Source organism: Acinetobacter sp. YH12227 (assembly GCF_013417785.1).
GTDB lineage: Bacteria > Pseudomonadota > Gammaproteobacteria > Pseudomonadales > Moraxellaceae > Acinetobacter > Acinetobacter gandensis.
Window position 1 is genome coordinate 22,767 of the sequence record NZ_VPDH01000032.1, and the last position, 20,064, is coordinate 42,830.

17 protein-coding genes and 2 pseudogenes are annotated in these 20,064 nt (G+C 40.9%); 8 read left to right on the forward strand and 11 right to left on the reverse strand.

What is annotated here, in order from left to right; genetic code table 11:
• Nucleotides 1–1,464, forward strand: a complete 1,464-nt coding sequence (locus FTV09_RS08780) for an amino acid permease (RefSeq protein WP_067764905.1) — start codon at nt 1–3, stop codon at nt 1,462–1,464.
• Nucleotides 1,465–1,526: 62 nt separating this feature from the next.
• Here FTV09_RS08780 and FTV09_RS08785 read toward each other — a convergent pair whose 3' ends face one another.
• Together FTV09_RS08785 and omp38 are read right to left on the reverse strand one after the other, a co-directional pair.
• Nucleotides 1,527–2,072, reverse strand: a complete 546-nt coding sequence (locus tag FTV09_RS08785; protein WP_180058024.1) for a peptidase C39 — start codon at nt 2,070–2,072, stop codon at nt 1,527–1,529.
• A 100-nt stretch (nt 2,073–2,172) separates the two neighbouring features.
• Entirely contained in the window at nt 2,173–3,222 is a 1,050-nt protein-coding gene (gene omp38 / locus FTV09_RS08790; RefSeq protein ID WP_067764911.1) for an outer membrane protein Omp38, read from the reverse strand.
• Between the two features lie 379 nt (nt 3,223–3,601).
• Here omp38 and FTV09_RS08795 point away from each other — a divergent pair, with 379 nt between their 5' ends.
• From FTV09_RS08795 to FTV09_RS08805, 3 genes are all read left to right on the forward strand, one after another.
• Nucleotides 3,602–4,123, forward strand: a complete 522-nt coding sequence (locus tag FTV09_RS08795; protein WP_180058026.1) for a GspH/FimT family protein — start codon at nt 3,602–3,604, stop codon at nt 4,121–4,123.
• Nucleotides 4,124–4,231: 108 nt separating this feature from the next.
• A complete protein-coding gene (locus FTV09_RS08800; RefSeq protein WP_180058028.1) occupies nt 4,232–5,407 on the forward strand; it encodes a thiolase family protein in 1,176 nt (391 codons plus the stop codon).
• A gap of 191 nt (nt 5,408–5,598) precedes the next feature.
• Entirely contained in the window at nt 5,599–6,048 is a 450-nt protein-coding gene (locus tag FTV09_RS08805; RefSeq protein WP_180058030.1) for a VOC family protein, read from the forward strand.
• A 70-nt stretch (nt 6,049–6,118) separates the two neighbouring features.
• Here the strand turns inward: FTV09_RS08805 and FTV09_RS08810 are convergent, their stop codons facing one another.
• From FTV09_RS08810 to FTV09_RS08830, 5 genes are all read right to left on the reverse strand, one after another.
• Nucleotides 6,119–6,604 carry a DUF934 domain-containing protein gene (locus FTV09_RS08810; RefSeq protein WP_067764923.1) on the reverse strand — a complete coding sequence of 162 codons (486 nt, stop codon included), beginning with the start codon at nt 6,602–6,604 and terminating at the stop codon, nt 6,119–6,121.
• Nucleotides 6,597–8,240 (reverse strand): nitrite/sulfite reductase, encoded by a 1,644-nt coding sequence (locus tag FTV09_RS08815; protein ID WP_180058032.1) that lies wholly within the window; start codon nt 8,238–8,240, stop codon nt 6,597–6,599. The genes FTV09_RS08810 and FTV09_RS08815 overlap by 8 nt, the downstream gene beginning before the upstream one ends.
• A gap of 266 nt (nt 8,241–8,506) precedes the next feature.
• Nucleotides 8,507–10,912 (reverse strand): glucose/quinate/shikimate family membrane-bound PQQ-dependent dehydrogenase, encoded by a 2,406-nt coding sequence (locus FTV09_RS08820; protein WP_180058034.1) that lies wholly within the window; start codon nt 10,910–10,912, stop codon nt 8,507–8,509.
• A 171-nt stretch (nt 10,913–11,083) separates the two neighbouring features.
• Nucleotides 11,084–12,292, reverse strand: a complete 1,209-nt coding sequence (locus tag FTV09_RS08825; RefSeq protein ID WP_257222869.1) for a carbohydrate porin — start codon at nt 12,290–12,292, stop codon at nt 11,084–11,086.
• A 194-nt stretch (nt 12,293–12,486) separates the two neighbouring features.
• Nucleotides 12,487–13,605, reverse strand: coding sequence for a CaiB/BaiF CoA-transferase family protein (locus FTV09_RS08830; protein WP_180058038.1), 1,119 nt, complete (start codon nt 13,603–13,605; stop codon nt 12,487–12,489).
• A 211-nt stretch (nt 13,606–13,816) separates the two neighbouring features.
• Between FTV09_RS08830 and FTV09_RS08835 the strand changes: the two genes are divergently transcribed.
• Complete coding sequence (locus tag FTV09_RS08835) at nt 13,817–14,827, forward strand: AraC family transcriptional regulator (protein ID WP_067765044.1); 1,011 nt, start codon at nt 13,817–13,819, stop codon at nt 14,825–14,827.
• 53 nt (nt 14,828–14,880) lie between these two features.
• On the opposite strand, the gene FTV09_RS08840 is transcribed toward FTV09_RS08835, so the two are convergent.
• Nucleotides 14,881–15,129 carry a hypothetical protein gene (locus FTV09_RS08840; RefSeq protein ID WP_180058040.1) on the reverse strand — a complete coding sequence of 83 codons (249 nt, stop codon included), beginning with the start codon at nt 15,127–15,129 and terminating at the stop codon, nt 14,881–14,883.
• 265 nt (nt 15,130–15,394) lie between these two features.
• Between FTV09_RS08840 and FTV09_RS08845 the strand changes: the two genes are divergently transcribed.
• The 3 genes from FTV09_RS08845 (at nt 15,395) to FTV09_RS08855 (ending at nt 19,246) form a co-directional block, all read left to right on the forward strand.
• Entirely contained in the window at nt 15,395–16,600 is a 1,206-nt protein-coding gene (locus tag FTV09_RS08845; protein ID WP_180058042.1) for an acetyl-CoA C-acetyltransferase, read from the forward strand.
• 11 nt (nt 16,601–16,611) lie between these two features.
• The gene (locus FTV09_RS08850) at nt 16,612–18,744 is read left to right on the forward strand and encodes a 3-hydroxyacyl-CoA dehydrogenase NAD-binding domain-containing protein (RefSeq protein WP_180058044.1); all 2,133 of its coding nucleotides are present in this window, start codon (nt 16,612–16,614) and stop codon (nt 18,742–18,744) included.
• A gap of 163 nt (nt 18,745–18,907) precedes the next feature.
• Nucleotides 18,908–19,246, forward strand: coding sequence for a hypothetical protein (locus tag FTV09_RS08855; RefSeq protein WP_180058046.1), 339 nt, complete (start codon nt 18,908–18,910; stop codon nt 19,244–19,246).
• Between the two features lie 81 nt (nt 19,247–19,327).
• Here the strand turns inward: FTV09_RS08855 and FTV09_RS08860 are convergent, their stop codons facing one another.
• The 3 genes and pseudogenes from FTV09_RS08860 to FTV09_RS08870 form a co-directional block, all read right to left on the reverse strand.
• Nucleotides 19,328–19,753 (reverse strand): GNAT family N-acetyltransferase, encoded by a 426-nt coding sequence (locus FTV09_RS08860; protein ID WP_180058048.1) that lies wholly within the window; start codon nt 19,751–19,753, stop codon nt 19,328–19,330.
• A gap of 9 nt (nt 19,754–19,762) precedes the next feature.
• Nucleotides 19,763–19,951 (reverse strand): annotated as a pseudogene (locus FTV09_RS08865) (methyltransferase); the annotation flags it as partial.
• Between the two features lie 2 nt (nt 19,952–19,953).
• Nucleotides 19,954–20,064 (reverse strand): annotated as a pseudogene (locus FTV09_RS08870) (IS701 family transposase); the annotation flags it as partial.

The window sequence follows — 20,064 nt, forward strand, 5'->3', positions numbered from 1 at the left end:
ATGAGCGAAACACAACAACCGACCCAGCTTAAACGTAAGCTGGGCGCTCGCCATCTCAATATGATTGCAATTGGTGGCTCAATCGGTACAGGTTTATTCCTTGCATCGGGTGCGACCATTGCCAACGCTGGCCCAGGCGGCGCCCTACTCGCATATTGCTTAATTGGTATCATGATTTACTTCTTGATGACCAGTTTAGGTGAGTTGGCGACACATAACCCTACTTCTGGTGCATTTTTTACCTATGGTACAAAGTATGTCGAAGGTGGCTTTGGCTTCGCATTGGGTTGGAACTATTGGTATAACTGGGCCATTACCGTTGCATTTGAATTGGTTGCAGTCCAATTCATTATGAAATTTTGGTTTCCAGACATTCCAGGTTTCTACTGGAGTGCGATATTCTTAGCAATTATTTTTGCCATTAACGCTTTAACCGTAAAAGGCTTTGGTGAAAGTGAGTTTTTATTCTCATTGGTTAAAGTCGTTGCGATTATTGCATTCATCATCATTGGTTTATTCATGATTGGTAAGATCATGCTTACTTCTGATGTCCCTGCATTTGCAAACTGGACCAAAGGTGAAGCACCATTTGTAGGTGGTCTCCAAGCATTGATTGGTGTGGCGATGATTGCAGGATTCTCTTTCCAAGGGACAGAGATGGTTGGTGTTGCTGCTGGTGAATCTAAAGATCCTAAGAAAACGATTCCTGTTGCGATTAAACAAATCTTCTGGCGTATTTTATTGTTCTATGTAGTGTGTATTTTCATCATTGGTACGCTCATTGCCTACGATGATCCACGTCTATTACAAGCTGCAGCGACAGACAACATTACCCTTTCACCTTTTACGCTCCTTTATGAAAAAGCAGGTTTTGCATTTGCTGCCAGCTTAATGAATGCCGTGATTCTCACTGCAATTCTATCAGCTGGTAACTCTGGCATGTATTCTTCTACACGTATGCTGTTTGATATGGCACGTAAAGGTAGCGCACCAAAATGGTTTGCACGCCTTGACCCCCGTGGCGTACCAATGAATGCACTGTATGCGACAACTGCTATTGCAGCGCTATGCTTCTTAACCACATTCTTAGGTGAGCAAGAAGTATTTAACTGGTTGCTCAACATGTCTGGTATGTGTGGCTTTATCGTTTGGTTAGGTATTGCAATTTCACATTACCGCTTCCGTAAAGGCTATTTAGCACAAGGTTATAAACTTGAAGACCTCGCATACAAAGCCAAGTTCTTCCCTTTCGCACCTTGGTTTGCATTCATTTTATGTGCCATTGTTGTCCTAGGTCAAAACTATCAAGCGGTTCAATCTGGTGACTGGATGGGAGTTTTATCTACCTATATCAGCCTTCCATTGTTCCTTGCGATCTGGCTTGGATATAAATGGAAAAATAAAACCAAATTAGTTGCGTATCAAGAAATGGATGTTAAACCCATGAATGTTGATCAAGACTAAATATTTAAAAAGCAGCTTTCGAGCTGCTTTTTTTATCCTAGAAATTTAATATTTTTATAAATTTACACGTCTGTAAATTCTTCAGCTCTCATTACAAAATTTCGATCATCAATGACGATTACTTGCTGACATATACCAGGCTGTTCGCGTTGCTGCTGAAACAGACCTGCAGACATTGCATCAAAACTATCAAAAAAACAAATCTCATGCTCATCCATAGAATAAATGAGCGAATGATTCCCCACCCCCTCTAAAGTATCGTAATACACAATAACAAAGCGTCCAGCTTCAACATGCTGCTGGATTTCTTGATAGCCCAAGACACCATTTACAGGAATATTTAATTCATTTGCTTCAAGATAACATTCAATTTCAGTTTGATGCTGTTCAGGATCATGTTCTGTAAAAAAATCCACATCAAGTCCAAGTTTTTTAAGGCCAACAGCAAGTGCAATTCCAAAGGTACCATCTTGATTATTATATCTACACAATTGGACTAAATCCGTAATATCAAGATCAACACCATAGTGATGAAAGATCATCCAAATTGCATAAATACCACCATTGGCTTCTAAATTTTGTAAATCTTCTGGGATATCAATGCTCATGAATACACTCAATTTTACTGAATATTACATTTTACTTATATTTAAGCATAAAAAAAGCGGCTCATCAGAGCCGCTTTTCTTTACCTAAGTAAAACTCAAATTATTGAGCTTGACCAGGTTGAGCCACTACAGTACGGCTACCAGAAATAGTCGCGAATACACGACGGTTCATAGCACGGCCTTCTTTAGTGTTGTTGTCAGCGATTGGTTGATCCCATGCAAAGCCTTGAGTAGAAAGACGAGCTGGATCTACGTTGTATTCGTTAACAAGTGAAGATTTAACAGAGTTAGCACGAGCAAGTGATAAACGTTCGTTTAGAGCACGTGGACCAGTGTTATCTGTGTGACCTTCGATGTTTGCTGTAGCGTTAGGGTATTCAACTAACTTTTCAGCAACTTTAGCGATTTCAGGTTTGTATTGATCTTTGATGTTTGATTTGTTTGTATCAAAGAACACACGAAGTTCCATGTTAAGGTCTTCAGTCAACTCTTGTGGAGCTGGAGCTACAGGAGCTACAGGAGCTACAGGAGCAACTTCAACTACAGGAGCAGCTGGTTTAAGGTGACCACCAAGAACTACGTTAAGACCAGCTAAAGCTGTATAGTTCCAGAAATCTTCGTCAATGTTGTAAGTAGCACGAGCTTCAGTACGTAGAGATAAAGCATCGTTTAAGCGCCAGAAAGCACCTAGACCAGCATTACCCAAAGTACCTTCTTCAGTAGTACCACGGTCAGTACCAGCACCACGAGCATTTACGTCGTCAAATTTGTATTTGTAGTGACCAGCACCTAACAATACATATGGCTTAACTTTGCTGTCGTAGTTTTTAGTGATCAAATCAGAAGTAGCATAGAAGTTACCATTGATTTGAGTTTGTTTGTACTCACCCCAATCAGTATCCACATCGCCTTTAACTTGGTTGTATTCAGCTTCGAAACCTAACCATGGAGTTAATTCAACACCAAGTGCTGCACCAACAAACAAGTCGTCTTGTAGCTCAGGACTTTCAGTTAAGTTACCGCGGCTGTTGTTGTGTTGAGAATCTTGGAAAGTGTAACCAAGCATTAATGGAGTAACAGTTACGCCTGCGTTTGCAGCTGCTAAAGGAGCAGCTACGAGCATTGCTAATGCAATACGACTCATTTTCATGGATTTATCCTCCAGAGATAACAATTGTTGTTCAAGCTCAAGCCGAAAAATTGGCTATCCTGAGATAGGCTTTCTTATACCCCAGTTTTTTTTTTAAGCTATTCACGCTGAATCATACAAACACTTTATTCTTTTTCCAAGTGCTTGATTAATCTAATCAAGTAAATTATTGACAAAATTACTTACAATTTCCGTTGTAATTCGGTAAATTTTCACTCAATTCTGAGCAGCGAATCGCCTATTGTCACTTGCTATTTTTATTTTAACAGCTTTATCAAAAATTGAGTAATAAAATTCTATACTCAAAATTCATAAAACGATCAAAGCATATTTATAACACTAGACAAAGAAAAATAATATTAAAATTAGGATTAAATAAATGTTTTATATAATAAAAAATGGTTTTACACTATTTGAGATCATTATTACCATTCTCATTATCGCCATCATTACAACAATTGCATTGCCTCACTTCCATAAAATGATGGCAGAACGAGAAATCAAGAAAGTTAAAGCAACAATTATCAGCTCAAGCCATTATGCACGTAACCATGCATCTCTATACCATGCAAACATTGTGATATGCCCAACGCCTGATCTAAAACAATGTCAATCCAGTCATTGGAATACAGGCTTTTTAATTTTTATCGATCAAAATAAGAATCGACAAGTTGATTCGAATGAAAAAATTTTATACCAAGAAGCACTCAACCTAAAATATGGTGATTTAAATTGGCGCGGAACGCTCAGCACTCCAAGTTTAACCTTTCAAGCTTTATCCGGTTTACCCATTGGTTCTAATGGGAGCTTTTATTATTGTTCTAAATCTGATCTTCCACATCAAAGAATCATTATGAGCAAGATGGCACACATACGAATCGAAAATCCATCGACATGCTAGAGAACCGATGCGTCTACGAACATCTTTGAATTTCACTTTATTCAAAGCTAATTTTGCCTATACTGCTTTGGATTTTGAAATTTTAAACAGAACAATGGAAGCATAAAAATGACAGAAATCGTAATTGTAAATGGTGCACGTACTGCAATGGGTGGTTTCCAAGGCAGCCTAGCATCTGTAACCGCACCTGAACTTGGTGCTGTAACAATCAAAGAAGCTGTAGCTCGCTCTGGTTTACAAGCAAATGATATTGAAGAAGTGATTATGGGCTGTGTTCTACCTGCTGGATTGAAGCAAGGTCCTGCACGCCAAGCTATGCGACAAGCTGGACTACCGGATAGTACAGGCGCAGTTACGATTAATAAGCTATGCGGTTCAGGTATGAAGGCCGTAATGCAAGCAGCAGATATGATTAAAGCCGGTTCTGCAAATTTCGTAGTTGCTGGTGGTATGGAATCTATGAGTAATGCACCTTATGTCCTCACTAAAGCACGTTCAGGTTATCGCATGGGCCATGGTGACGTTAAAGATCACATGTTCCTTGATGGATTAGAAGATGCTGAAACAGGCCGCCTAATGGGTTCATTTGCTCAAGACATGGCAAATACAAAAGGTTATACCCGTGAACAAATGGATGACTTTGCGATCCGTTCACTGAAACGTGCGCAAACTGCAATCAATGAAGGTTACTTTGCCGATGAAATCGTACCTGTTACAGTTTCAACTCGTAAAGGCGATGTGGTCATTGATAAAGATGAACAACCTTTTAACGCTAATTTAGAAAAAATCCCAACATTACGTCCCGCGTTTGCCAAAGATGGCACCATTACCGCGGCTAATGCCAGTTCAATTTCTGATGGGGCTTCTGCGTTGGTGCTTACTTCGGCAGAACAAGCAGCAAGCAAAGGTTTAAGTCCTTTAGCTAAAATCGTGGCTTATGCCTCAAACTCACAGCATCCATCAGAATTTACCATTGCGCCTGTTGGTGCCATTCAAAAAGTTTTAAATCAAACTGGTTGGTCTGTTGCGGATGTTGACCTGTGGGAAATCAATGAAGCTTTTGCCATGGTAACCATGTGTCCGATAGATGAATTCAAATTAGACCCAGAAAAAGTCAATATTCATGGCGGTGCTTGTGCACTAGGCCATCCTGTCGGCTCTACCGGTTCACGTATCATTTTGACTTTGATTCATGCACTGAAACGCACAGGTGGCAAACGTGGTATTGCAGCCCTATGCATTGGTGGTGGCGAAGCAACTGCTGTGGCGATTGAACTGCTTTAATTTACTGTTTTAATTCTCCCTCCCTCGGGGAGAGAGCTAGAGAGAGGGGCTTTTACTCCCCTTCCTATAGAATTTTAAATCCCTCTTTTGAGGGATTTTTTTACTTACATTTTTTAATTGTTGCATCATTTAAAGTTAAGCAAAGCATCCTAATATTTAAAGTTATACATAACAAAAAATGGATATTTACTATGCAGCTAAATCACTACTTGAATTTTCAAGGCAATACCGAGGCAGCCTTTAATTTTTATCGTTCTGTATTTTGTGGAGAATTCCTCAATATGATGCGTTATGGTGATATGCCTGCCGAGGAAGGCATTTCACTATCCGATGCAGATCAGCAAAAGATTATGCATATTTCCCTGCCAATCAATGAATTTACCGTGCTGATGGCCTCAGATGTCAACGAACAATTTTGTGCACAAACCAACCAACCCTTTACAGTAGGTAGCAATCATTATATTTCGATTAATTTAGAAAGCAGTGAACAAGCTGAAGCCAAACGATTGTTTGATGCATTGTCCAAAGGTGGCTCTATAGAAATGCCTCTCGAAAAGACCTTTTGGGGTGCACTCTATGGCGCATTTACCGATCAGTTCGGTATTAAATGGATGGTCAATTGCCAGCTTGAAAACGAATAATCACTCATTAAAAGTATTTCGATCAATAAAAAAGCCTCCGAACGGAGGCTTTTTCAATCAATCACGGCACTTAAGCACCTGTTTGATAATGTGCTTGCGGCACCGCAGTTGAAGCTTGGTAAGGATTCGTAAAATCACCTAAACCTGCAGCAGCTTCAGTAATATCCTTGCCTTCTTTAACCACAAAACTATCAAAACCTGAACGTTTCATGTAATTCAACACATCTTTAAAGACATCACCTGTTGCACGAAGTTCACCTTGGAAACCTTGGCGACGTAACAATGCAGCAAATGAATAGCCACGACCATCATTAAAGCCTGCAAAATCGATGAAAATTGTATCTAGCTGATCTAATGGAAATTGATGATCTTCAGGAGATGCATCAACTGTAACGAATAAACCTTTTTTACCGCTAATATTCGCCAATTGATCTAATTGCTCAACGGTTAAGACTACATCACCTTGTGGCAACACACCATCTTCACCAATCACTTGATAGGTATTATTAGTAACAGAGCCATCTTTAGTGAGGACTTGAAGTGCGGTATTAAGCATATGCACGCTCCTTAAATGGTTGAATACCAACACGGCGGTAAGTATCAATAAACTCTTCACCTTCAGTACGAAGATCAAGATAAGTATTTAAAATTTCATCAATAATATCTGGTACAACGTCAGCCGCAAATGATGGGCCAAGAATATCGCCAATTGAAGCATCATGATCCGCATTACCACCTAAGGTAATTTGGTAGAATTCAGCGCCTTTTTTATCTACACCTAAAATACCAATGTTACCTACATGGTGGTGACCACAAGCATTCATACAACCTGAAATATTCAAGTCGATTTTGCCAAGGTTATAAATGGTATCGAGATCGTCAAAACGACGTGAAATCGCTTCAGAAATTGGAATTGATTTCGCATTTGCCAATGAACAGAAATCACCACCTGGGCAGCAAATAATGTCTGTTAAGAAGCCAATGTGTGCACGTGCCAAATTGTGTTGATCAAGGATTTTCCACAATTCGAATAAATCTTTTTGCGGTACATCAACAAGTGCAATATTTTGTTCATGCGTCGTACGGAACTCACCAAAAGTATATTTATCAGCAAGATCTGCAATCAAATTCATTTCTTCAACAGTCATATCACCCGGTGCAATACCCGCACGTTTCAGTGAAATGGTCACAATACGATAGCCTTTAACTTTATGCGCATTGGTGTTGATATTGAACCATTGTTTGAATTTTGGCTCAGCTGCAAATTGTTCACCAAAGTCTTCATCTGCATAGTCTTGATAATCAAATGGTGTGAAGTTCTCATCCATTTTTTTCAAGGTGTCTGCATCAACTTTTAAAGTCTTGATGGTGTGTGCAAATTCAGCTTCAACTTTTTCAGCAAATACAGCTGGTGTCAGTGCTTTCACTAAAATTTTGATACGCGCTTTATATTTATTGTCACGACGACCATGCAAGTTATAGACACGAAGAACGGCTTCTAGGTATGCAATAAGGTCTTCACGTGGCAAGAAATCACGAATAAAGCTACCAATGACAGGTGTGCGGCCTAAACCACCACCGACTTTAATTTTGTAGCCGATCTCACCTGCTTCATTTTTCACGATATACACACCGATATCATGGAAAGATGTTGCAGCACGGTCAGTTTCTTCAAGTGCAGACACTGCAATTTTGAACTTACGAGGCAAGAATGCAAATTCAGGATGGAATGTTGACCATTGACGAATCAATTCACACGTTGGGCGTGGGTCAGCAATTTCACCTGCAACCACACCTGCATATTGGTCAGTCGTGGTATTTCGAATACAGTTCCCTGAGGTTTGAATCGCATGCATTTGAACAGATGCAAGCTCTTGCAACATGTCAGGTACGTTTTCTAGTGCAGGCCAGTTGAACTGAATGTTTTGACGTGTTGAAACGTGCGCATAACCACGGTCGTAGTCTTGAGCAAGTTGTGCAATTTTACGTAATTGTTTTGAGTTCATTAGACCATAAGGCACAGCAACACGCAGCATTGGCGCATAACGTTGTACATAAAGGCCATTTTGAAGACGCAGTGGACGGTACTCATCTTCCGTCAATTTGCCTGCTAAATAACGTTCCGTTTGATCACGGAACTGTGCAACACGTTCATTAACCAGTTGCTGGTCAAAATCAGTATATAAATACATGGCGTACAGCTAGTAATTTCTATTATAACGGTGCACAGCATAACGAGATTTGATCTATCAAGAAAATGCGTTTTTTACATATTTAATAGCGATTTTATTGATAAGACAATCGTAATTTCACTGATATAGCGGATTGCAGACACTCATTTCATCTATTGCTCTATATTGATTATTTTTATCATTGCTTAGCACATTTACTCATATACAGTTACATAAAAAAAAGCCCGACGAATCGGACTTTCTTTTTCTTGGTTTTTTAAAGCCAATTATTTTTTATCTGGTAAAGCATAGGCCACTAAATAGTCACCCATTTTAGTACCAAATGAACCATGTCCACCGGCCATAATCACAACATATTGCTTACCATTCACTTCATAAGTCATAGGTGTCGCTTGACCACCTGCAGGTAAACGCCCTTCCCACAAAGTATCGCCATTGGTTACATTGATTGCGCGCATATAGTTATCTTGCGTACCACCAACAAACATCACATTACCCGCAGTCGAAATTGAACCACCAAGACCAGGAACACCAATTTTTACTGCTGGAAGTTGGAATAAATTTGGAAGACTGTCGCGAATCGTCCCGATACGTTTTTTCCAAACAACTTCATGGGTATTTAAATCAACACCTGCAGTAAAGCCCCAAGATGGTTGTTTACAAGGTAGACCAAGTGGTGACAAGAAGGCTTTAATTTCTACACCATAAGGTACACCATACATCGGTTGAACGCCTTGTTCAGTACCTGCACCTTTCGCTGTTTGCGCGCGGTTCGGATCTGTAGGAATCAACTTAGTCACAAATGGCAAGCCAATTGGGTTCATCACAGCCACTTGACGGTCTTGGTTGACCGACATCCCCCCCCATTCAAATACACCCAAGTTACCTGGGAATACTAAAGTACCGTTTTCTGAAGGTGGAGTGTAAATGCCATCATAGTTCAATGATTTGAAGTAAACACGACACATCAACTGGTCAAACATGGTTGCGCCCCACATTTGTTTATCCGTCAACTTATCTTTTGGTGCTAAATCAAAATCTGAGAAGGGTTGAGTTGCTGAGTAGCGCTCACCTTTGGTTTGTGGACCACGTTTCACAGTTTGTGGCACAGGTTTCTCAGTGATTGGAACAATTGCTTTACCTGTACGACGGTCGAGTACGAACGCGTTACCAGTTTTAGTCAAGACATAAATCGCAGGTACTGTATTTCCTGATTTATCTTTGATATCCGCCAATGAAGGTTGCGATGGTACGTCCATATCCCACAAATCATGATGGGTTGTTTGGAAGTTCCAAATCAATTTACCTGTCGATGCATTTAATGCCAACATTGAGTTCGCATAACGCTCATCAAGTTCAGTCCGATGACCACCATAAATATCTGGTGTGCCTACCCCTGTTGGTACATAAACAATATCGAGTTTTTCGTCATAAGCCAAAGGTGCCCATGCATTCGGAGAGGCTACAGAGAATTTTTGACCTTCGCCCGGCATGGCATTTGGATCTTGCGCACCAGTATCAAAAATCCACAACAATTCACCTGTGTTGACATCGTAACCACGAATAACACCTGATGGTTCTTTAGTCGAGAAGTTATCTGTAGTTGAACCGCCAATCACAATGGTTGTGCCAGTTACAACTGGAGGTGAAGTTGGAATATAACCACCTGGATACGGATAAGGCATATCTTTTTGTAGATCGACCTGACCATTATGACCAAAGTCAGTACATGCTTTACCTGTATCTGCATTCACCGCAACCAAACGACCATCGTTCACTGGTAAGATCACTTTACGTGGACATTCTGTTGAGCTTGAACGTTTGTTGACTAAACTTTTTGCAAATTGAGTCGTGTTCGCTGCATCAAAATAAGATACGCCACGACAAGTTAAATGTTGATAGGTATTATCCGCTTTAAGCTTAGGATCAAATACCCATTTTTCTTTGCCTGTCGCAGGATCAAGCGCAATTAAACGTTGATGTGTTGTACACATAAACATGTTGTTGCCAACTTTAATTGGCGTCACCTGATTGGTAGTTTCACCTGAGTCATTTTCTGTTGGCATTTCACCAGTACGGAAAGTCCAGGCAACTTCCAAATCTTTCACGTTGTCGCTATTGATTTGAGTCAATGGTGAATAACGTACCCCACCCTGAGTACGACCATAGGCAGGCCAATCTTCAGGAGCAACCCCCTCAATTGCCGCAGCAGCTTGAGGCTGAGTATTTTTAATTTCACCATGTATTTCTTGTGGATCATTAAAAATAGAATAAATCATCACCACAATGGCAATAGCTAAAGTACTTGATAAAGCAATTTTGCTGGTTTTACTGTCCAACATGCCACGAGTGACTGCTGGAATTAACAACCAAAGGCCCAGTAAACCTAAAATATCAAAACGTGGTGCAAGTGCCCAGAAGTCTGAACCGACTTCCCAAAGTCCCCAAATGATCGTACCAATCATCAATATGGCATAAATATATAGGGAAGAGCTTTGATTTTTTCTTAAGAATACAGCTGATGCAAACATCAACAGACCAGCAATGATGTAGTACCAAGACCCACCAAGGACTGCCAGCCAGATACCACCAAAAAGAAGAACAAGACCGAATATTGCCATCACAACGACGGTAAATGTTCGCATTCCTGTTCCAGTAGATGGATTACTCATGTTGACCACCTCTATTATCGAATGTTTTACAATGCGTATAAATAAGCTCATACGCATCACCTTGATCTGTCGCAAAAAGAAGCTGTTAAAAAAACAATTCGATATAGAGTATTTTTTTATCCTAATGCACTAGATTGAATTGCTTTTATAAAAACTTTTTTTACGCAAAAATTAAAATGCTGTTTGGAACTTCAGACCGCCCACCCAAGCATTTTCACCATTTTTATATGCACCAACATGACGAACATATTGCACATTTGGACGAATGGTTAACCAGTTTGTTGCATGGATGCCGTAATAAATTTCGGCATCGTATTCTTCACTACGACCATCATTGAGGTCATCATTGATGCTAATACGGGCAAGACCTACTGCGATTTCATCTTTGGGACGCGCATCGAATGCGCCTTTGTAGACCAAGCCAATATTTTGCATATCGCTTACATTATTGGTTTTAGTATCGTGCACGGTGGCATTGATAAACCCAGTTAAGCCACGTGATGTGTCTTCTTGATGTGCAGTTAATTGTTGTTTCGCAACGACCCAGCCACCTTGATGATGATCTTTTTCTTTGTTTGTGTTAGCAACTACATCTGCGTCAGCAGTGATGTAGTAATAACCAGCACGGTATTCACCTGGTAATTTTTGTTCGCCTACTTTGGGTGTCCATACCACTTCAGCAGGTATAATCGCACCTTTAGAACCATCAGTACTCAGATTAAAACCTTTACTGCGTTTTAAGTTTTCAGGGTTGTATTCATACACACCTGTTTGTACATAAACTTCTGGGTTTAGGTTGTATTTAACACGAGCCGCCCATTGTGAAACTGGCCAGTTGTACCATTGGTCGCCCACCCAGTTACCTACTTGTGAGCCACATAGAGCTAAGTTCTGAAAATCACAATCGAAACTGTTGAAATCCTCACCTTCACCAAAACGACCGACTTTAATATCTAATTTTTGGTCTAAGAATTTTTTCTTGATCCAAAAGTCTGTTAAACGCCAAGTTTGACCGCGACCCCATACCTCTTGTGCTGAGCTTAAATGTCCATTTTCAACACCTGTAGATTGACCATTTAAAGCACCAGAGGTTTGAGAGAGAGATCGACCATTACGCTCTGTAATGTTAATTTGCGCTTCGGTATCCTTCCAGCCTGCTATCTCTTCTAAGTCTAAGTGAGCACCTATAACAAATTGATCTGCATATTCAGTGCCATGACTTGAGGCATATTTTGAATCGAGCAAAGTGGCTAATTCACCACCGTAGCCAAAATTAAAATCATAACCTTTATTTTGCAATTCAGTTCTTTTTCCATTCCAATCACCAAGCATCCATTGGCTTTCAGCACTAAAGGCTGAGTTTCCAGCAGCAAAAGTCATACTTGATACGATTGAAGTTAGGGCGGCTGCAACTACGGTAAATTTGGGAGAGAAGCACATATAGCAGACCTACTTATTTATAGATATTTTGTATATATTACACCTATTTTTTGTAGCTTTGTTTAACTTTTTTATTTTGATTTAATTTACCTCTTGGTAAAAATAGCCAAGTTATTAAAAACATTCTGTATTTTTTACCATTTTCCTTCGCCTATTTTTTGCCCCACATGCAAATAACGATTTTGTGAGCGAGAAAACTTTATTGGACAAGCTAATTGACGTTCTGTCTGTGCCGAATTTGTATCCAAAGGAACATCGACCGTCCAATCCCGTTGCAATGCCAACGCTGAATCTAATGCTTCATCTAAATGAAGTACCGGTTCAACACAGACATCTGTATTTTCAAATAAGCTTAGCCAATGATGTAAATCCTGTTGGATGATTTTTTCCTGAATTGCCATTTTGACTTGTTTACGATCATCTGCATCAAATGAAGCGCCTTTTTCAAGCAATATTGGAAGTTCTAAAAGCTGTGCCAAACCCGAAGTAAATTGTGGCTCTAAACTACCAATGGATAGATAACGTGCATCTTTTGTTTGGTAATAATCATAAAAACTGCCACCATTTAAATAAGATTGCTCTGGCGCAGCGGCAACACTTGCGGCCAAAACACCTGAAGCTGCCATATTATTGAGACTGACTACACAATCAGTCATGGAAATATCGATAAATTGCCCCTGCCCGCTGCGTGCACGTTCATAAACTGCCGCAAGAATAGCAATGACAGCATGTAATGAACCACCCGCCACATCCGCAATTTGCACGCCTAAAGCTGGCGGTCCACCGTCAATACGCCCACTGTGTCCTGATATACCAGATAATGCGAGATAATTTATATCGTGTCCGGCCTTATCTTTATATGGGCCACTTTGACCATAACCTGTAATGGAACAATAAATCAGTCGCGGATTGATCTCACTTAAAGTGTCATAACCCAGTCCTAAACGCTGCATCACACCGGGACGGAATTGTTCTAAGACAATGTCGTAATCAGAAATTTTTGATTTAATCAGTTCTACATTTTCAGAAAGTTTTAAATCGAGTGCGATGGATTGCTTGTTGCGATTGAGATAACTATGCGAAGTCGCCTGTCCATTGGCATAAGGTGGCATCATTCGAATAAGGTCTGGACGCGTCGGTGATTCAATATGCACAACATCTGCGCCCATGTCCGCCAGATACATGGTGGCAAAAGGCCCTGGCAAAAGTGTAGAAAAATCGAGAACTTTCAATCCTTTTAAAGCTGCTTCCATTGGAGTTTTTACTCTATTTGTGTTGATTTTTCATTCATGTTAGAAATATAAAAAGATTAAAACAATGTCATGTTCAGCCATTTACCTTGATAGTTTCGGCAATTTACCATGTAAAAATGGCAAAACCGCTGTTGTAAATTGCCATGATTTCATTTTTTAGCGTCATTTAGGTCAAGCATTAGTGAACATTAAAGAGACTGAAGGATTAAACATGAGTCGTGATACGATCAGTATCCATTTCGTCAATGCAGCCTTAACAGGTGTAAAACGTCTCGGCATGGATGTCGAAACTTTATTGTCTCATGTTGGTATTGAAGCCGAACTTCTACGCCAACCCAAAGCACGTATTTCTCCAGAACAATACACACGTTTTATTAAAATGTTGTGGATGGTGACTCAGGACGAACACGTTGGTTTTGATATTCAACCACGTCGTTTAGGCACTTTTGCCATCATGTGCCAATTGATCATTCATGCGAAGACCCTTGGTGACGCGCTTGAACTTTCATCACAGTTCTATAAATTGTTTGGCGATGAATGGTCTGTAACTTTAGAACGTGATAAGCATGAAGCACGTCTAGTACCACAAATTCCAAAAACCATGGACCCAGATCATTTTATTACTGAAAGTATGCTCATGATTTGGCATGGTTTAGCATCATGGTTAATTGAACGTCGTCTACCTTTAGAACGTGTTCATTTTGGTTATGCTCGCCCTGAACATGCAGATGAATACGATGCGCTATTCTTTGCACCCGTAATGCAATTTGATGCACCGCGTACCGAAATTACCTTTGCTGCTGATTATCTCGACCTGCCAATTCGTCAAAACGAAGAAACTTTGGAAGAGTTCTTAAAAGCAGCGCCAGCTCAGTTACTTGTTAAGTTTAAAAATACCAATTCTTTAACTTCACGTATCCGTGACGTGTTGAAGAGCCAAATTGGTGAAGAAATGCCAACGCTTAACGATGTGGCATCTATGCTGTATTTATCTCCACAAACCTTACGCCGCCGCTTGGCTGCCGAAGGTAAGAGCTATCAAGGCGTGAAAGATGCCCTACGTCGTGATGCTGCAATTCACTTGTTGTTAAATCCAGATTTAACACTTGAAGATGTCGCGCAACAAGTTGGCTTTAGTGAAACCAGTACATTCCACCGTGCATTTAAAAAATGGACAGGTGTGACACCAGGCCTATACCGCCAACTGCACGGCTATCACTAAGCTGCTGTTAATTTAAAATATAAAATGTAAAACCTGATTTCGATCAGGTTTTTTTATTGGGAAAAATCCGCGCGTTCTCTTTGACAAAGCACTGGATCCACTGAGGTAATCACTCGTTTTCCATTCTGAATCCGATGCATCTCTGCTTTGGTGACTTGAAAGTTTCGATCATATTCACAAGCTAACCCGCCCGTTCCTTCATCTGATGGGTGAATACCGTAAATCATATAGATATAAAAACTGATCATGATGACAAAACCCAAACACACGGTCAGCACAATCCAAGCTGCTACTTTCAACATTTTTTTCGCGCAATTTTGCATGATTTCTTTATTTGCGATATGTGTTCCAAATGATTACAACATGTTTATAAGCGCATTGGTCGATTTGGAAGCTAAATCATTCTAATAAAAAACACATTGTATCGATTCCATTTTGCTTGATTCTCTTAAAAATAGTTGACCAAAAAGCTCAAATGATCTGATCCGTTCTTGTCATTGCACTCTTGTAATTAATCCGTACACTCAAAAAACCAATAAAAATTTAAATGCATATAGGGACAGGATTATGAGCGAGGCTTACATCATTGACGCCATTCGCACACCGCGCGGCAAAGGGAAAAAAGACGGTTCACTGCATCAAGTGAAACCGATCAGCTTATTGACAGGGTTACTCAACGAATTACAAAGCCGTCACCAGTTTGACACGTCCGCAGTGGATGACATTGTTTTGGGCTGTGTCACCCCGATTGGTGATCAAGGTGCAGATATTGCTAAAACTGCCGCGATTGCAGCAGGTTGGGACAATGATGTGGCTGGCGTTCAAATTAACCGCTTTTGTGCATCAGGTTTAGAAGCAGTCAACTTAGCGGCACAAAAAGTCCGTTCAGGCTGGGAAGATTTAATCGTCGCTGGTGGTGTTGAATCGATGTCACGTGTACCGATGGGTTCAGATGGCGGCCCGTGGGCACTTGATCCTGAGACCAACATGGCTTGTGATTTTATTCCGCAAGGGATTGGTGCAGATTTGATTGCAACAATTGACGGTTATTCACGTGCGGATGTCGATGCTTTTGCTGCAGATTCGCAACAAAAAGCCGCAGCAGCACAGGCCAATGGCTATTTTGATCAATCCGTCGTTCCAGTCACAGATAAAGCTGGCGTCACAATTTTAGCCAAAGATGAATTTATTAAACCCACCACAACAGCAGAAGGCTTAAGCAAGCTGAATCCTAGCTTCGCCATGATGGGGCAAATGGGCTTTGATGCGATTGCTTTGCAAAAATATCCAGAAGTCGGTGCAGTCAATCATGTACATCATGCAGGAAACTCATCAGGCATTGTAGATGGTGCTGCTGTCGTTCTACTGGCGTCTGAAAAAGCCGTGAAAGAACAAGGTTTGAAACCACGTGCCAAAGTTTTAGCTACAGCACTGGTAGGTACAGATCCAACCATCATGCTGACTGGGCCTGCACCAGCCGCACGTAAAGCTTTAGCCAAAGCAGGCCTAACAATTGATGATATTGATTTATTTGAAGTGAATGAAGCCTTTGCAGCTGTAGTGATGCGTTTTATTACCGAACTCAAAGTTGACCCTGCCAAAGTCAATGTGAATGGCGGTGCTATTGCATTAGGTCATCCGCTGGGTGCAACAGGTGCGATGATTTTAGGCACCTTGCTCGATGAATTGGAGCGTCAAGGTAAAAAACGCGGTTTAGCCACACTCTGTGTGGGCGGTGGTATGGGCATCGCAACGATTATTGAGTTGGTATAAGGAGAATAAAAATGAGCGCAATTCAGTTTGAAAAAAATGCCGACAACATCGTCATTCTAACCTTAGACTCACCCAATCAATCTGCCAATACCATGAACGCAGATTTCCGTACTGCCCTAAGCGATACCGTTGAAAAGCTTCAGGCAGATACAGAGATTGCAGGCATTATTTTCCGTTCTGCCAAAAAAACCTTTTTTGCTGGCGGTGATTTAGACGAGCTAATTCAAGCTACACCTGAACATGCGACTGAATTCTTCAATATGATTGAAGAGATGAAAGCCAAACTACGTTATATCGAAACCCGTGGCATTCCTGTGGCAGCAGCACTAAATGGCACAGCACTCGGGGGTGGTTGGGAACTCGCACTCGGCTGTCATTATCGTGTTGCGTTAAACGATGAAAAAAGTAAGTTTGGTTTACCTGAAGTGACGTTAGGCTTATTACCGGGCGGCGGCGGCGTGGTACGCATGACTCGCTTACTCGGTCTGCAAAATGCCTTTCCTTTCCTGATGGAAGGCAAACAATTTGGAGTAGAAAAAGCCAAATCACTTGGACTGATTCATGACACAGCAGAGTCTGAACAAGAACTGCTGGACAAAGCCACTGCTTGGGTCAAGGCCAATCCAAAATCACAGCAGCCTTTTGATGTGAAAGGCTTTAAAATTCCAGGTGGCACACCGTCCACGCCAGCTGTAGCACAAATGTTAGCGATTGCTCCTGCCATGCTGCGTGATAAAACCAAAGGCTGCTACCCTGCGCCTGAGGCAATTATGGCAGCCGCTGTTGAAGGTGCTCAGGTCGATGTCGATACAGCATTAACAATTGAGTCCCGTTACTTCACCTATTTGGCGACAGGTCAAATTTCTAAGAACATGATCGGTACTTTTTGGCATGGACTAAACGCCATTAAATCAGGTGCAAGTCGACCAAAAGACATTGCAAAATGGCAAGCCAGCAAAGTTGGGATTTTAGGTGCAGGTATGATGGGCGCTGGTATCGCCTATGCGACAGCATCTAAAGGGATTGCTGTAGTACTCAAAGATGTCAGCATTGAAAATGCTGAAAAAGGCAAAGCCTATAGCCAAAAATTGCTAGATAAAAAAGTTTCGCAAGGCCGTTTAAGTACAGATAAGCGCGATCAAATATTAGCGCTGATTCATTCAACCGCCGACGCCGTAGATCTACAAGGCTGTGACTTGATTATTGAAGCCGTCTTTGAAAACCCTGAGCTTAAAGCCAAAGTCACTCAAGAGGCTGAAACTCATCTTAACGACAACGGCATATTCGCATCGAATACCTCAACTCTACCGATTTCAGGTTTAGCGCAAGCCTCTCACGATCAAACGAAATTCATCGGTCTGCATTTCTTCAGTCCTGTTGATAAAATGCAATTGGTCGAAATCATAAAAGGTAAAAACACGTCCGCTGAAACCTTGGCCAAAGCCTATGACTTTGTGCAGCAAATTGGCAAAACGCCAATTGTGGTGAATGACAGCCGTGGTTTCTTTACCAGTCGTGTATTCGGCACCTTTGTACAAGAAGGCTTACGCATGTTGGCAGAAGGGGTTCATCCTGCTCGTATTGAAATGGCAGCCCTCAAAGCAGGTATGCCGGTGGGTCCTTTGGCTATTCAAGATGAAGTCTCTCTCACCTTGTCTGAGCATGTTGCTGCTGAAACTCGTAAAGCACTGCAAGCCGAAGGCAAAGATTTACCACGCTCTGGCGCAGATGAAGTCATTCAAACCATGATTCATGACTTAGGACGCAAAGGTAAAGCAGCAGGCGCTGGTTTTTATGACTACCCTGAAGGTGGCAAAAAACACCTGTGGGAGGGTTTAAACCGCTGGCAGAAACAGGTGGATATTTCTGAACAGGAAATGATTGATCGCTTCCTGTTTGTGCAGTCACTCGATACATTACGCTGTTTGGAAGAAGGCGTTTTAGAATCCACCATTGATGGTAATGTGGGTTCAATTTTTGGTATTGGCTTTGCCCCATGGACTGGCGGTGCTCTGCAATTTTTAAATCAATACGGTTTAGAAAAAGCGCTGCTGCGTGCCCAAAAACTCGAGACACAATATGGTGAACGCTTTAAGGCACCACAACTGCTGAAAGATAAAATTGCCCGCGGCGAGAAAATTTGATTTTTTAAGCGATTAAAGGAGCTTCGGCTCCTTTTTTATGTTCATAATGCCCTGACCACACATTGATATCGATTTCGAATATATTTCACTCAGTGAAACGCAAAATATATGTTATAAAGTAACATCAATTAAGCATTCACTTTATCCAATTGAGTACGTTGTTATGACAGATCATTCATCTCCTGAAAAATCGCCTTGGGGCTGGAAAGCACTGATTATCTTTTGTATTTTAGGTGGTCTGTTTATGTTGATTTTCTGGCTCGCTATTTCAAATGAACCAGACTATATGCCAAGTCAGCAAAACAAACAAAATACCCAACAGCATGCATTCAAAAATGCACCTGTTATGTCTGAAGAAGCGATGCAAAAAGCACAGGCCGATAAAGTTACACGAGAAGCATCTACAGCAACTGCTAGCGAAATGCACATGACTGAAGAACAACATGCGCATATGGATGATACGGGTGCAGAGCCGACTTCTGGCAATACACACGGTCACTAATATCTAAGCATTCATAGATCAATATTAAAAAGCGCTTCAACTAAGAGGCGCTTTTTTTATTAATCAAATAAAGTAGATTTCTTAGTTTAGAGACATCCGCATATCAATATGTGGAATACCACAATCTAAATATTCTTCACCTTCAAGCACAAAACCCAAATTGGCATAAAAATCGATGGCATGAACTTGAGCAGAAAGGTTTAAAAATTCACGATGCTCTTGCTGTGCATATTGAATGATGTACTGCATTAAAATACGACCAACCCCTTGCCCACGATGCGTAGCTAATACGGCAACTCGTCCAATACTATTGTTCCTTAGGAGGCGAGCTGTCGCTATCACAATGGTTTCATCACGCACGACAAAATGAACTGAAACAGCATCTTCAGCATCCCATTCATCTTTAGCTGCAATGTGCTGCTCTTGAATAAACACCTGTTCACGAACTGGCATAGCGTCATGCCTTAACATTTGCCACGTTCCATGTTCAATTTGCATTGAGCTCATTTCATTTCCTTAGCATTTACAGCCAATATCTTGTTGATCCCACTGATCATTCAATAGCAATTCCAAGGAATGCTTTTTAATGCCATACATTTCTTTCAGTGCTTTAATTTGTGCCAATACGGCTGCATCTGGCTGTTGATAATCTTGGCGTTTGGTCGCCAAAATCATTTTATTTTTACTGGTATAGGACTTACGCACTATTATTTATAGATTCTCTGTGGTAGCAGATGATTTTTATCGAGAATAAAGTCATCAATGAAGTTTTTGATAACTGGTCTAAATAATTTCTTCTGCCAACGATATACATTTTC